Below are 15174 nucleotides of genomic sequence, written 5' to 3'. Positions count from 1 at the left end.
CGTCTACTGTCGCTCAGCCTGCTGAAGAAGGAAGTTTGCTGACAGCGGCAGTATCCATTTTTAGCCCCAATCCATCGATACAAGGGTGATAGCAATGACAAAACGAATTAAGCTGAGAACGATTTTGGTGGGAGGGGTCATCACCCTCCTTTTTGTTGTTTTAATTGTAAGGGTCTATTTTGTCCAGGTGGCCAATGCGGATTTTTGGCTGGGCAAGGCGCGGGAAATATGGGCGACCTCTGAGCCGATTACAGCTTCCAGAGGCACGATTACCGATCGCGATGGCAATATACTGGCGATGGACGCCCCGGCTTACACCGTATCCATCAACCCGGATGTGCTGCACAAGCTGAATCTGGCAGATCGGGTGGTTGACAAGCTCCATGAGGTGCTCGGCAAGGATAAGGCGGCACTGGAGAAGGATGTGAATGCCAAGCGGGAGAACGGCGAATATGTCGTTAACCGCGAGATTCGCAGCGAGGGATGGAAGATTGATAAGGAGCTGGCGGATCAAATATCGGAGTTTCGGGAGGAGCTGCGCAAGGAAACGGGGCAGCGCGAGGTGGGCATCTACCTGATGAATGACCAGAAGCGCTATTATCCGAAGGGGGCATCGGCCTCTCATCTGCTCGGCTATGTGCAGAAGACAGGCGAGGCCGTATATGGGATCGAATCGCTGTTCGATGACCAGTTGCGCGGACAGAATGGCTATATCAAGTATGAGAAGGATGGCAGGCGGGTACAGCTTGCTGACGGTGAGGTTGAATATCAACCGGCGATAGATGGAAGAAATTTGACACTCACGATCAATACCGATATTCAGTATTATGTAGAGGAAGCCATCAAAGAGGCTTATCAGAAGTATAAGCCCAAGAGCATTACGGCCATTGCCGCTGATCCCAATACGATGGAAATACTCGGCATGGCCACCTACCCGAGCTTCGATCCGAATGCCTATTGGCTGACCAAGGATCAGGCCGCCTTCTACAATAACCCGGTGAAGATGCTGATCGAGCCCGGGTCAACATTCAAGATTGTGACACTCGCTGCGGCGGTGGAGGAAGGCGTATTTGACCCGGAGGATAAATATGTGTCGGGCTCCATCAAGGTTGCGGGCTCAACGCTGCGCGACGTGCGACGCGGCGGCTGGGGAACCATCACGTATCTGGACGGCTTGAAGCATTCTAGTAACGTGGCATTCGTCAAGCTGGGCTATGAGAAGCTGGGAGCGGACAAGTTCAGGGAATATGTGAACAACTTTGGCTTCGGGCAGCCGACGGGGATCGAGCAGCCTGGCGAGCTGAAGGGGCGCGTGGATTTTCACTGGCCGAGCGAGGTGGCTACGGCAACCTTTGGCCAAGGGCGGGTGCAGGTGACACCGATCCAGCAGGTGGCAGCCGTCGCAGCGGTGGCTAATGGAGGCAGGCTGATGGAGCCGCATCTGATCAAGAGGATTGAAGACCCGGTGGCCAAGACCACACAGGTGATCCAGCCCAAGGTGATTCGGCAGGTCATCTCTCCCGAATCCTCCAAGAAGGTTGGGGAATATCTGGAGCAGGTCGTATCTGACAAGGTGAACGGCACGGGACACAATGCGTATATCGAGGGCTACAGAATCGCAGGCAAGACAGGAACCGCGCAGAAGGTTACTGGCGGCTCGGGCTACTCCAGTAACAAATTTATCGTGTCGTTCATCGGCTATGCGCCGGTCGATAATCCGAAGCTTGTCGTCTATGTCGTGGCGGATGAGCCGAATGATCCGACTGTAGGCGGCGGTGTGGTTGCCGCTCCGGTGTTCCGCAGCATTATGGAGAAGAGCCTGAAGCATATGGGCATTATGCCGGACATCAGCGAGAGCGAGGAAGCAGACGGGGTGGTGCGCAAGAAGAGCGTAACGCTGCCGGATGTGATCGACAAGAAGGTTACGCAGGCAGCGAATGAGATGCAGAGCCGCGGCTTGAACTTTGAGATCGTCGGGAAGGGCAAGACGGTACTCCAGCAAATTCCGAAGGCGGGCGTGACGGTGCCCGATACGCAGCGTATCTATCTCATCACCGAGGAGCGCAAGCAGATGGCCATACCGGATATGAACAAGCTGCCGTTGCGCGATGTGCTGGAGGTATGCTCGCTTCTGGACGTCGAATGTGTGACGGAGGGCGAAGGCTATGTTGTATCCCAGGAGCAGGTAACCGAGGGCGGCGCGACGGTATTGAAGCTGCGGCTGGAGCCGCCGGATGGCATAGCGGAGGAAGGAGCTGGCGATGAGACAGTGTCGGATGGCGCCACCTCTGATCTGGAGGGCGGTGGCGAGAAGAGTGAGGAAGGCACAGCTCAGCAGGCACCGGAAGGAGAAGGTGAAGCTACCTCCCCGCCCGAATAGGTATCTGGTTCAGACAAGGTCGCCTGGAGCTTGAGATTCTAATGGCAAGCAGCTAATCTGCATGGCGGTTCCTCCAAGCGCAGCGCAATGTGAATGGGCGTTATTCGATACTGCGGCGCGGCAGGCTGAGCCTGTCTGTGCTTGTTCTATCCCCCTATGAACCCGAATAGGCTGTACATAAAGCGGTCTGCCCTGTTATGGCAGGTCGGATGCTCTAAGCTCGTGACCCATAGCGCCGCGCCTTGCTCTTGGGAGTGTGCGGTTGGTATAGCGGCACGACGGGCTGTTCGGGAGGGGGAGGCTTGTGAGAATATCCAATGTGACCGTCAGAAGAAGATTGCTGACGATTATGATCTGTGCTGTAGTCGCCTTCGCAGCGTTAATCATCCGGCTCGGCTATGTTCAACTGATGAAGGGGCAGGAGCTGGCGGAGAAGGCGGAGGAGTCATGGCGCCGTAATATTCCGTTCTCGGCCAAGCGTGGCGAGATTCTGGATCGCAACGGCGAACGGCTGGCCTATAACATAAGCTCGCCTACAGTGATGGCGATCCCTGTACAGGTGAAGGAGAAGGAGATGACGGCGCGGCGGCTGGCCGAGGCGCTGGGGATGTCGGAGGAAAAGGTGCTTCAGATGGTCAGCAAGAAGCAGTTGATCGTCAACATTCAGCCCGGCGGCCGGAAGATTACGCTCGATAAGGCGCAGGAGATTCGCGCCATGAATCTGCCAGGCATTGTGGTTGCCGAGGATAACAAACGCACCTATCCGTATGGCAGCATGGCGGCTCATGTGCTTGGCTTTACCGGCATCGAGAATCAAGGGCTGACCGGGATCGAGCAAATCTATGACAAGCAGTTGAGCGGGCTTTCAGGGAGCGTTTCCTTCCTGTCGGATGCGGCGGGAAGGCTGATGCCAGGCTCTGGCGATACATATCAGAAGCCGCGTGATGGCCTTAATCTGCAACTGACGATTGACCAGCAGGTGCAGACGATTATTGAGCGTGAATTGGAACAGGCGATGGTGCAGCATCAAGCGAACAGTGTGTTCGCGATTGCGATGAACCCCAAGAGCGGCGAGATTCTAGGCATGGGCAGCCGCCCAACCTATCAGCCCGACAAATTCCGCGAGGTTGAGCCGGAGGTCTATAACCGCAATCTGCCGGTGTGGATGACCTATGAGCCCGGCTCTACCTTCAAGATTATTACGTTGTCGGCTGCGCTGGAGGAGGGCAAGGTGAATCTGAAGAACGAGCGGTTCTTCGACCCTGGCGCAGTGGAGATCGGCGGCGCCCGGCTTCGCTGCTGGAAGCGGGGAGGACACGGCTCGCAGACCTTCCTGGAGGTGGTGGAGAACTCCTGCAACCCCGGCTTTGTTACACTCGGCAATCGGCTCGGCAAGGATAAGCTGTTCCAGTACATTCGAGATTTCGGCTTCGGGAAGAAGACGGGCATCGACCTGCAGGGCGAGGCGGCAGGGATTCTGTTCAAGCCAAGCCAGGTGGGGCCGGTGGAGCTGGCAACAACCGCCTTCGGCCAGGGCGTCTCGGTGACGCCGATCCAGCAGATTACCGCGGTCTCGGCAGCCATCAACGGCGGCTATCTGTATAAGCCGCATGTGGCCAAGGCGTGGATTAGTCCTGAAACCGGCGAGGTGGTCGAGGAGATCAAGCCGGAGCTGGTGCGTCAGGTCATCTCCGAGGAGACCTCGAGGCAGGTTCGCGAGGCGCTGGAGAGCGTGGTTGCCAAGGGGACCGGACGCAATGCCTTTATCGATGGCTACCGGGTAGGCGGCAAGACGGGAACCGCGCAGAAGGTCATTAACGGCCGTTATTCGGCCAGCGAGCATATCGTCTCGTTTGTCGGCTTCGCGCCCGCGGATGATCCGCAGATTGTAATCTATGTTGCGGTCGATAACCCGCAAGGCATCCAGTTCGGCGGTCTGGTCGCAGCGCCGATCGTTCGCAACATGATGACGGACGCGCTGGCGGCACTGGATGTCCCGCGGCGCAGCGACCAGATCGAACGCAAATATAACTATGGCGACACGCCGATCGTAACTGTGCCGGATCTGATCGGCAAGACAGTATCCGAGCTATATGAGGATCTGAATATGAATTTCAATTTGTCCTCGGCAGGCAGCGGCAATGTCGTCATTCGTCAAGCGCCTGCCGCTGGCGAGCGCGTCGAACGCGGCTCAACGATTCGCGTCTATCTTGCTAGTGAAGCCGATCTGGCTGATGAAAGCCACGAGCATTGACTATACTGATACTATCAACGACTAGGAGGACGGGCAATGAAACTCGATGAGCTGGCTGCATATCTGCTGACCTCGCGTGTACACGGGGACGGCTCACTCTCGATCAACGGCATCGAGATCGATTCCAGGAAGGCGGCTCCCGGCAACCTGTTTATCTGTCTGCCGGGTCATACGGTAGATGGACATGATTACGCCGCACAAGCGGTAGAACGCGGTGCGGCGGCGCTTGTCGCAGAGCGGCTGCTGCCGCTCGCGGTGCCGCAGCTAATCGTCAAGGACAGCCGCCACGCGCTGGCGGTGCTGGCGGATGCTTATTATGGTCAGCCGTCACAGCAGCTTCGTCTGATCGGGGTCACCGGTACGAATGGCAAGACGACCACAACCTATCTGATTGAGCAGATACTCGCTGATGCCAAGCATGTGCCGGGCGTAATCGGGACGATCGAGATGCGTTATGCGGGGCAGGTGCATCCGATGTCAGGGACAACACCGGAGGCGCTGCAGCTTCAGCAATCTCTGCATGACATGACTCTTGCAGGCGTGGACTACTGCGTCATGGAGGTGTCCTCTCATGCGCTCGAGCAAGGTCGGGTGAAGGGATGTCGTTACCGTACCGCCATCTTCACCAATCTGACTCAGGATCATCTGGACTATCACGGTACGATGGACAATTATCTGGCAGCCAAGGGGCTGCTGTTCTCGCGGCTGGGCAATACCTACGCTGCCGGCGCATTGGAGCGTTCCTATGCGGTGCTGAACAGCGATGATCCGGCCAGCCGGCTGCTCGCGAGGCAGACTGCTGCTGAGGTCGTCACTTATGGCGTGGATGCGGAGGCAGATGTGCGAGCATCTCAGATTCGGATTACGGCTCAAGGCACCACGTTCCATGTGCAGACCTTCCGCGGAGATGCGGACATTACGCTGCAGATGGTGGGCAAGTTCAATGTATATAACGCGCTGGCAGCGATTACGGCAGGATTGATTGAGGGCATCGCCATCGAGCAGTTGAAGCAGAGTCTGGAACGCATCCCGGGTGTGCCGGGGCGGGTGGAGGCAGTCGATGCCGGACAGAAGTTCGCGGTGATTGTCGACTATGCGCATACACCGGATGGGCTGGAGAATGTGCTGCGCTCGGTCAAGGAATTCGCTACCCGCAATATTATCTGTGTCTTTGGCTGCGGCGGAGACCGCGACAAGACGAAGCGTCCGCTGATGGGCAAGATCGCCGCCCGCTATGCCGATAAAGTCATCGTAACGTCTGATAATCCTCGTACAGAGGAGCCGGAGAGCATCCTCCGTGACATTGAGTACGGGCTGCAGGAGGACGGTGTTGACAGGGATCGGTACACGCTGATTGCCGATCGGAAGCGCGCGATTGAAAAAGCTGTTGAAATGGCAAGCCCTGACGATGTAGTATTGATTGCGGGGAAAGGTCATGAAACCTATCAGATCATCGGCAAGAATACGATAGCATTCGATGACAGGCAAGTGGCTAAAGAAGCGATAAGGAGTATCGGATTGTGATTAAAAAAACATTTGGAGAGCTGGCCCGGATCATCTCCGCCGCCGCTCTTAGCACTGAGGCGGCCTCCGCCGTCTTCACGGGTGTGAGCACCGACTCACGCCGCATCCAGCCCGGCATGATGTTCGTGCCGCTAATGGGCGATAATTTTGACGGTCATCATTACGCGCTGCAGGCGATGGAAAAGGGAGCAACAGGCGCCTTGTGGCAGTCCGGCGTGCCCGTCCCGCCGGAGCTTGGTGATTGGCCTCTCGTTCCGGTGGACGATACGCTCGTCGCGCTGCAGCAACTGGCAGCAGCCTACCGTAGAGAGCTCCCGGTCAAGGTGATCGGCATCACGGGCAGCAACGGCAAGACGACAACCAAGGATATGGTTGCCGCGGTGCTCGCTGCCTCTTACCGTGTACACAAGACGGCAGGCAATCTGAACAATCATATCGGCCTGCCGCTGACGATATTAGAGATGGCGCCAGATACCGAGGCCGCCGTGCTGGAGATGGGGATGAGCGGCTTCGGAGAGATCGAGCTGCTCTCACAGATTGCACAGCCAGATATGGCGATCATCACGAACATTGGCGATGCTCATCTGCTGCAGCTTGGCTCGCGGGAGGGAATCGCCACAGCGAAGCTGGAGATTGCCAGCGGCCTGGCGCCTGGAGGGCTGTTGATCTATAACGGCGATGAGCCGCTATTGCGCTCCGGCATTGCCAAGCTGGCGCAGGAGCAGAGCTTGGAGGCGGTCTCCTTCGGCATCGGCGAGCAGAATGATTGGGTAGCTGACCGCATTCGAGTGACGCTGGAAGGCTCGGTATTCGATCTGCATGGTTCCGGCTCTGAACGCTCGGTTCCTCTGATTGAGCTGCGTATACCGGCTCCTGGTCGGCATAATGTGACCAATGCCGCGGCTGCAGTCGCTTGCGGCTTGCGGCTTGGCGTGCCTGTTGAGGCGATCGCCAGTGCGCTGGCATCAATGAAAATCACGGGCATGCGCATCGAGGCGGTGAAGGCATACAATGGAGCCGTCGTGCTCAACGATGCGTATAACGCGAACCCGACTGCTGTCCGTGCGGCGCTCGATCTTGTCGAGCAGTTGCAGGGCTATGCTGCCAAACGGCTTGTGCTCGGTGACATGCTGGACCTAGGTCCCGAGGAGGCGGAGCTGCACCGGGAGATCGGGCGCTACATCAATGCTGGCAAGGCAGATGTCGTCTATGCATGTGGCCCGCTGTCCCGCTATACAGCCGAGGGTGCTGCCGAGCAGCTTGCTGCGGGCAGCGTGCGGCATTACGAATCCAAGGCCGAGCTGGCGTCTGCACTGCTTCGGGAGCTGGCTCCAGAGGATCTAGTGCTCGTGAAGGGCTCGCGCGGGATGCGTATGGAAGATATTGTTCATGCATTGGAACAAGGCTTAGGGGGGTGAGGACATGGACATGAAGGTCATATTTATGGCAATGGGCGTTTCATTTCTGCTAGCGGTTATTCTCGGACCTTTGTTCATTCCGCTCCTTCGACGGCTGAAGTTCGGACAAGAGATTCGCACGGATGGCCCGCAGAGCCACTTGAAGAAGAAGGGAACGCCAACGATGGGCGGCATCATCATCATGCTGGCTCTCACGCTTTCCTTCCTGCGATTCGCTGACAAGACTACGGAATTCTGGGTGCTGCTGGTGGCCTCGCTCGGATTCGGGCTGGTCGGGTTTCTCGACGATTATATCAAAATCGCGCTGAAGCGCTCGCTCGGCCTGACGGCTCGGCAGAAGCTGGTGGGGCAACTGCTGTTCTCCATCATCGTATGTGTGCTATTATACTCGATGAATCACAGCACAGCGCTGCTCCTTCCCGGCACGGATGTCAGCCTGGAGCTGGGGTGGTTCTATTATGCGCTGGTTGTTATTATTATGTTTGCTACAAGCAATTCTGTGAACTTTACTGATGGGGTGGATGGACTGCTGTCCGGGACAAGCGCAATCGCCTTTGGCGCATTTACGCTGATCGCCATGAATGTGACGGAGCATGAATCGGCTGTTTTTTCCGCAGCGATGATCGGTGCTGTGCTCGGCTTCCTCATCTTCAACGCTCATCCGGCCAAAGTATTCATGGGGGACACCGGCTCGCTGGGCATTGGGGGCGGCCTGGCCGCAGTAGCGATTCTGACCAAGACGGAGCTGCTGCTGATTGTTATCGGCGGAGTGTTCGTGGTGGAGATGCTATCGGTTATTTTGCAGGTTGGCTCGTTCAAGCTGCGCAAAAAACGGATCTTCAAGATGAGTCCGATTCATCATCACTTTGAGCTGTCCGGCTGGTCAGAATGGCGGGTAGTCACCACGTTCTGGTTCGTCGGGCTGCTATTGGCTGCGCTCGGGCTGGTGCTGCATCGGCTATAGGTCAGCCTCCCCATCAAGTGCTGAATATAACAAGACGAGACCCGGCAGGGCATTTCACGCCCGTGCCGGGTTCTATCAGGTAAGGGGTTGCGAATCAATATGAACGATCCGAATTCATATCAAGGACAGCGAGTTGTTGTGCTCGGCCTGGCCAAGAGCGGTGTCAGCGCCGCCAAGGTGTTCCATGCGCTCGGCGCGGATGTGGTCGTCAACGACCGGAAGCCGCGGGAGCAAAGCCCGGAGGCCGAAGAGCTCGAGCAGGCAGGCATTGCCGTCATCTGCGGCGGCCACCCGGACGATCTTATTACGGAGCGCACGGCGCTGCTGGTCAAGAACCCTGGCATCCCGTATAGCGCGCCGCCAGTGCGCCAGGCGCTGGCGCTGGGCATTGAGGTCGTCACTGAGGTGGAGATTGCCTACGCCTTGTCTCCGGCGCCGATCATCGGCATTACCGGCTCCAATGGCAAGACGACGACGACAACCCTGCTGGGCGAGCTGCTGCAGGCTGCGGGTCTGTCGCCGATCGTCGCAGGCAATATCGGGACACCGCTCTGCGAGGCGGCCACGAGAGCGGCAGCCGACCAATGGATCGTTGCGGAGCTCAGTAGCTTCCAGCTCAAGGGGACGACCGCCTTCCGCCCGAAGGTTGGCGTGCTGCTCAATCTGGCACAGACGCATCTGGATTACCATGGCGACATGGACGATTATGTGGCCTCCAAGGCGAAGCTGTTCGCCAATATGACAGCAGAGGATACCGCTGTGCTGAATTGGGATGATGCCATCTGCCGCACGCTGGCAGAAGGCATGGCGGCGAAGCTGCTGCCCTTCTCGCTCACACAGCAACTGGAGCAAGGAGTCTATGTGGAGCCTCCGTATCCAGTCTCACTAGAGGAGGAGGACGGCGCAGAGCGCGAGCTTGTATACCGTGACCGCTTGGGACAGCGGCACCGGCTTATTGCCTGCGCGGAGCTGGGCATACCTGGTCGGCACAATGCCGCCAATGCGATGGCTGCGGCTGCCGCAGCGATTGCTGCGGGCGCTGCGCCGGAGCAACTTGAGGCGCCGCTGCGAGCGTTTCGCGGCGTGGAGCACCGGCTGGAGCTGGTCACGGAACGAGGCGGCATCGCCTACTATAACGATTCCAAGGCGACCAATCCGACTGCGACGATCATGTCGGTGCGTTCCCTGCAGGGAGAGATGATTCTCATCGCGGGCGGGCTGGATCGCGGCTCTGACTACATGGAGCTGCTGCCGCTCTTCCAGCATCGCCTGAAGGGACTCGTGACGCTCGGAGAGACGCGGGGCAAGCTGGCGCATGTTGCCGAGCTGGCAGGTTTAGAGCGCGTCATTGTCGTCGAACCTGAGGAGGTAGCCGAAGATACACTGCGGGCTGCCGTTCGTCATGCGACGGCGCTGGCAGAGCCGGGAGACATCGTCTTGCTCTCGCCGGCATGCGCAAGCTGGGACATGTTCACGTCGTATGAACAGCGCGGGCGCATTTTTAAAGATTCGGCGCATACCTTGTAAGTAGGGGGGCTAGTCCCTACTTCCTCATGCAAAGGGTGTTGCGAGTATGGCCAAATCACGATCTGCCCCGGATATATGGCTTATTGTGTCTATCTTACTTATTCTGACGATTGGCCTGATTATGGTGTACAGCGCGAGCGCTGTGCTCAGCTTTAATGAGTTTGGCGACTCGTATTATTATTTGAAGCGCCAGCTTTTGTTCGCGTTGCTTGGCGTCGGGGCGATGTTTGTGACGATGAATACCGATTACTGGGTGTGGAAGAAGGTTTCCAAGCCAGGGCTACTGCTCTGCTTCGCGCTGCTTGTGCTCGTGCTGATTCCGGGTATCGGTGTCGTGCGCGGCGGGGCGCGTAGCTGGCTCGGGATCAGCTCCTTCGGCATCCAGCCGTCGGAATTTATGAAACTGGCGATGGTTATTTTCCTGGCCAAGCTGCTGGCGGACAGACAAGGACAGATGACGACCTTCATGAAGGGGCTGCTGCCGCCGCTCTCGATTATGGGAGCTGCCTTCGGCCTCATCATGCTTCAGCCCGATCTGGGTACGGGGACCGTGATGGTAGGGGCATCGCTGCTGGTCATCTATACCGCCGGTGCACGCATCGCCCATCTGGGGTCGCTGGCGCTGCTCGGTCTCGCAGGGATGGTCGGTCTGGTGCTGGCTGCTCCTTACCGATTGCAGCGCATTACAGCTTTCCTTGATCCGTGGGCCGACCCGCTCGGGGCAGGTTATCAGTCGATCCAGTCGCTGTATGCGATTGGACCGGGCGGGCTGGTTGGTCTAGGATTGGGGATGAGCAGGCAGAAATACAATTATTTGCCGGAGCCGCAGACCGACTTTATCTTTTCAATTTTGGCGGAGGAGCTGGGCTTCATCGGCGGCATGACGATCATCCTGCTGTTTCTTGTGCTCGTCTGGCGAGGCATGAGGGCGGCCATTACTGCGCCGGATTCGTTTGGCAGCTTGCTGGCAGTAGGCATTACAGGCATTATCGCTGTCCAGGTGCTGATTAATATCGGTGTCGTTATCGGCATGTTTCCGGTGACCGGAATTACGCTTCCGCTTGTCAGCTATGGCGGCTCATCATTGACGCTGCTGCTGACGGGGCTGGGCATTTTACTCAATATATCCCGTTATTCGAGGTGACGCTTCATGCGAATCGTATTGACTGGCGGCGGTACGGGTGGGCATATCTATCCCGCACTAGCGGTCGGAAAGCAGGCATTGCAGGACATTCCTGGGACTTCTCTACTATATATAGGTACAACTAAAGGACTGGAGTCGCGAATTGTTCCGGCGGCTAATATTCCGTTTGAAGCGGTTGAAATTACGGGATTCAAGCGTAGGCTGTCCCTGGAAAATGTAAAGACCGTGCTTCGTTTCCTGAAGGCGACCAGCCGATCCAAGGAGCTGCTGCGGCGCTTCAAGCCTGATGTCGTGGTAGGTACTGGCGGGTATGTATGCGGGCCGGTCGTGTACGCGGCTGCGAGGCTTGGCATTCCGACGCTCATTCATGAGCAGAATGTGATTCCGGGTCTGACGAATCAATTTCTGAGCCGCTATGCGAAGACCGTTGCGGTCAGCTTTGAGGATTCGGCCTCGCATTTTACCGGCAAGCATGTGCTGTTCACTGGCAACCCGTGTGCGACCCAGGTGTTGCAGGCGGATCGTGCGGCGGGTTATGCCTCGCTCGGTATACGTCCTGGCGGTCGGATTGTGTTGATCTTCGGCGGCAGCCGGGGAGCGAGGGCGCTTAATGAAGCGGTAGTGGATATGCTGCCTGCGCTCGGGACGCTAGCAGATGTCCATTTCGTCTTCGTGACGGGCGAGAGCTATTACGAGACGATTCAGCAGCAGCTCAAGAGCCGGGCAGTACCGGCGAATCTGGTGGTGCTGCCCTATCTGCATAACATGGCTCAGGTGCTTGCTGCCTCCTCGCTGGTGGTCAGCCGCTCTGGCGCCTCGACGCTTGCCGAGCTGACTGCGCTTGGCATTCCGTCTATACTGATTCCTTCTCCGAACGTGACGAACAATCATCAGGAGCATAATGCGCGCGGCCTCGCGGTTGCAGGAGCGGCGGAGATGGTGCTGGAGAAGGAGCTGAGCGGGGAGAGGCTGCTAGGCGACATTCGCGCTATCATGACGAGCCCGGAGCGACTGGCTGCTATGAAGCAGGCGGCGCTGACGCTAGGCAAGCCTGAATCGGCCTCCTTGATTATTAACGAGCTGCAACGGCTTGCCCAGCAAAGGCAGCGATAAGCTGTGTTCGTCGTATGGGCCTTTGTCACACTCCCCTTGCAGGGGGCATAAGATAGCGTATAATCGTAGCCGCTTCCCTAGGCGCTAGCGATTGTGTAGCAGTGTTCCATCCGTGAAGGAGCATCTTCGCAGCGGGTTTGCCAGGCTGAAATTCGCTAGATACGATAGCGGGCATTGCAGGCGAGCCGCCTGCACGGAAGGCAAGCGCACACGGATCGGAATGACCACATCAATTCAAATCAGCTGGGATTGTATCGGAAACAGGGAACGGGCAGCAGATTTCGCAATCCGGAGAGCCGCGTGGCTGATTGAAGCGACCCTGTCGCAGCGACTCGGCTGCGGCGTGGCGGAGGCAACCGGGCAACATGCCAATTTCATTGTAGACACCGGGCAAGTGACAGCTGAAGACGTTCTATCCCTCATAGCCAATATTCAATAAAAGTCAAGGAACATCGTGGAATTGACTTGGTACCCGAAGTATTGGCGGTGGGTGAGCGGTAAATCGGAGGTGATACATTGGACAAATTGGTGATTGAAGGCGGGAAACCACTCTCAGGAACCATTGTTATCCAAGGAGCAAAAAATGCCGCATTGCCGATTTTAGCTGCCAGCATGCTGGCTGAGGGCATCGTCATCATCGACGATGTACCCAAGCTGCGGGACATCGAGGTAATGCTAGACATTTTGCGCGGGCTCGGCTGCCGAGCCGAGCATAATGGACAGACGGTGGTGCTGGATACATCCGCGATGCATTCCGTCCATATCCCTGAGGAGCTGATGCGTCAGATGCGTTCCTCGATCTTCCTGATGGGGCCGCTGCTTGCCCGCTTCGGTGAGGTGCATCTGTATCAGCCAGGAGGCTGTGCGATCGGCGAACGAAAAATCGACATCCACATCCGGGGGCTCAAGGCGCTCGGTGCGGACATCGAAGAATTCGGCAACCGGATGGTATGCCGGACGGACGGCCTGCGCGGAACAACCATTACACTGGATTTCCCGAGCGTAGGCGCAACTGAAAATCTGATGATGGCGGCTGTTCTTGCCGAGGGTGTGACGTCGATTAAGAATGCGGCGCGCGAGCCGGAGATTGAGGACCTGCAGCACTTTCTAAATGCGATGGGGGCAAAGGTTGCAGGGGCGGGAGGGGACACTATTACGATCGAAGGGGTCAAGGCGCTAGCGCCATGCCGCTATAGGATTATCCCTGACCGGATCGTAACAGGCACCCTCATGGTGGCTGCGGCCGTTACCGGGGGAGAGGTGACGCTGCAAAACGCAAACCCCGGCCACTTGACCTCGCTCATCCATGTGCTGCGGCGTGCAGGTGTTCAAGTTGCAATCGAGGATGATATAATAAAGGTTGGATGTTCGGGTAGACCCCGCGCAGTGGAGAGAATTGTAACCGCGCCGTATCCTTCGTTCCCGACCGACCTGCAATCCCAGGTGATGGTGCTGCTTGCGCTGTCCGACGGCATCAGCGTCATGAAGGAGACGGTCTTTGAGGGTCGCTTCAAGCATGTCGATGAGCTGATCAGGATGGGGGCAGATATTCGGGTTGATTATAATGCAGCGATTATTCGCGGCGTTCGCCGGCTTCACGGAGCCACTGTGGAGGCGACGGATCTGCGGGCAGGAGCAGCGCTCGTCATTGCAGGGCTTGCTGCCAAGGGCACCACTGTCGTCGAGCAGGTGCATCATATTGACCGCGGATACGACCGAATTGAAGAGATGTTCCTCCAACTGGGGGCGCGTATTAGCCGTTATGCCGCCATATCCAACAACCAAGTGATTTCCGGTTAAGCTTCACCTGCGAGGACACAGCCGGTTCCTCCCCTAGAGGGACCGGATATTTTAAATTATTAGGCGAACAAGCTTTTTATGACGATCTGCTTTATTTAAAGCGGAGGAGGTGAATAGGGTACAGGGGCAACAGTCGCAGCCCTTCATCTGTCCTATTCATGTGTACATTTCCGCCAGAAGGGGGAACGTTATGGAGAAAACGCAATTCATGCCGGTGCTGAAGGAGCCGGGGCCGGGAAGGAAGAGCAACCGCAAGCTGCTCATTGTATTATTTTTGCTGTTTGCCATCTTGTTGACCGTGCTGTTCTTCAATTCCTCTATCAGCAAAATCTCCACGATTACGATTGCGGGCCAGCAATACATTGGCGTTTCCGAGGTCGAGGAGGCTGCGGGCATTGTCATCGGAGATGCGTTCTTCGGTACCTCCTCTTCGACGATCGAGGAACGGATTGAGCAGCTTAGCTCGGTAGCGAAGGCGACGGTGACGAAGAGCTTTCCAGGTGAGGTGCATATCCAGGTCGAGGAGTATCCGTCTGTAGGGTACGAGCTGTCGGCCTCGGGACAGATCACGGCATTGCTCTCCAACGGAACTACGCTGGCGATGCAGGGCAGAGACTTCGTGGTGGACAAGCCGGTGCTGTCCAAGTGGACGGAGAACGATCCGAACAAGGTGAAGCTGACCAAGGTGCTTGGCGAGCTGCCGCCAGCGACCATCGGGGACTTCTCCGAGATCATCCCGATTCCATCGGCTTCCTACCCCGACCGGATCAAAATCTACACCCGAACACAGTTTGAGATCATTACGGCAATCTCGCTGCTCAAGGAAAAAGCGCCGCAATTAAATGCTGTTATTGAGCGCCAGCCGCCGGGGCGAGTGACGATGCTGCTAGCCGACACGTATGCTAGCTATGAATCGGGTTTTGGAGAAAGTGAATATTCTAATGAAAAAGAGAAGGGTGAATAGCTTTTCAATAGCTACAAACAATGGTAGAATTTTATTTATGGGATTTCATGTTATATTTAAGGCAAGGGCTATCCTTCTAGCTGCAG

At 57.1% G+C, this 15174-nt stretch carries 11 protein-coding genes; all 11 read left to right on the top strand.

All coding sequences use genetic code 11. The features are described 5' to 3' along the window. Positions 1 to 94 precede the first annotated feature (94 nt). The 11 genes from ACY1JZ_RS10455 (at position 95) to ACY1JZ_RS10405 (ending at position 15088) form a co-directional block, all read left to right on the top strand. Positions 95 to 2380, top strand: a complete 2286-nt coding sequence (locus ACY1JZ_RS10455; RefSeq protein WP_462629115.1) for a penicillin-binding transpeptidase domain-containing protein — start codon at positions 95 to 97, stop codon at positions 2378 to 2380. A gap of 304 nt (positions 2381 to 2684) precedes the next feature. Further along, positions 2685 to 4634, top strand: coding sequence for a stage V sporulation protein D (locus ACY1JZ_RS10450; protein ID WP_270172204.1), 1950 nt, complete (start codon positions 2685 to 2687; stop codon positions 4632 to 4634). Positions 4635 to 4670: 36 nt separating this feature from the next. Next, complete coding sequence (locus tag ACY1JZ_RS10445) at positions 4671 to 6158, top strand: UDP-N-acetylmuramoyl-L-alanyl-D-glutamate--2,6-diaminopimelate ligase (protein ID WP_270172201.1); 1488 nt, start codon at positions 4671 to 4673, stop codon at positions 6156 to 6158. Then, the gene (locus ACY1JZ_RS10440; RefSeq protein WP_462629114.1) at positions 6155 to 7576 is read left to right on the top strand and encodes a UDP-N-acetylmuramoyl-tripeptide--D-alanyl-D-alanine ligase; all 1422 of its coding nucleotides are present in this window, start codon (positions 6155 to 6157) and stop codon (positions 7574 to 7576) included. Before ACY1JZ_RS10445 ends, ACY1JZ_RS10440 begins: the two co-directional genes overlap by 4 nt. Before the next feature lie 4 nt (positions 7577 to 7580). Then, the gene (gene mraY / locus ACY1JZ_RS10435) at positions 7581 to 8540 is read left to right on the top strand and encodes a phospho-N-acetylmuramoyl-pentapeptide-transferase (protein ID WP_462629113.1); all 960 of its coding nucleotides are present in this window, start codon (positions 7581 to 7583) and stop codon (positions 8538 to 8540) included. A gap of 99 nt (positions 8541 to 8639) precedes the next feature. Continuing rightward, positions 8640 to 10067, top strand: coding sequence for a UDP-N-acetylmuramoyl-L-alanine--D-glutamate ligase (gene murD, locus ACY1JZ_RS10430; RefSeq protein WP_462629112.1), 1428 nt, complete (start codon positions 8640 to 8642; stop codon positions 10065 to 10067). A gap of 46 nt (positions 10068 to 10113) precedes the next feature. Next, a complete protein-coding gene (gene spoVE / locus ACY1JZ_RS10425; protein WP_270172194.1) occupies positions 10114 to 11211 on the top strand; it encodes a stage V sporulation protein E in 1098 nt (365 codons plus the stop codon). 6 nt (positions 11212 to 11217) lie between these two features. Next, positions 11218 to 12324 (top strand): undecaprenyldiphospho-muramoylpentapeptide beta-N-acetylglucosaminyltransferase, encoded by a 1107-nt coding sequence (murG, locus tag ACY1JZ_RS10420; RefSeq protein WP_462629111.1) that lies wholly within the window; start codon positions 11218 to 11220, stop codon positions 12322 to 12324. Positions 12325 to 12544: 220 nt separating this feature from the next. After that, positions 12545 to 12763: a hypothetical protein gene (locus tag ACY1JZ_RS10415; protein ID WP_462629397.1), complete on the top strand. Its 219-nt coding sequence runs from the start codon at positions 12545 to 12547 to the stop codon at positions 12761 to 12763. A 77-nt stretch (positions 12764 to 12840) separates the two neighbouring features. Then, positions 12841 to 14124 carry a UDP-N-acetylglucosamine 1-carboxyvinyltransferase gene (gene murA, locus ACY1JZ_RS10410; RefSeq protein WP_270172189.1) on the top strand — a complete coding sequence of 428 codons (1284 nt, stop codon included), beginning with the start codon at positions 12841 to 12843 and terminating at the stop codon, positions 14122 to 14124. A gap of 190 nt (positions 14125 to 14314) precedes the next feature. Then, the gene (locus tag ACY1JZ_RS10405; protein WP_462629110.1) at positions 14315 to 15088 is read left to right on the top strand and encodes a cell division protein FtsQ/DivIB; all 774 of its coding nucleotides are present in this window, start codon (positions 14315 to 14317) and stop codon (positions 15086 to 15088) included. The last annotated feature ends 86 nt before the right edge of the window (positions 15089 to 15174 follow it).

The sequence above is a fragment of the Paenibacillus sp. J5 genome, from assembly GCF_054955055.1.
This window is presented reverse-complemented; position numbering and strand designations above follow the sequence as displayed.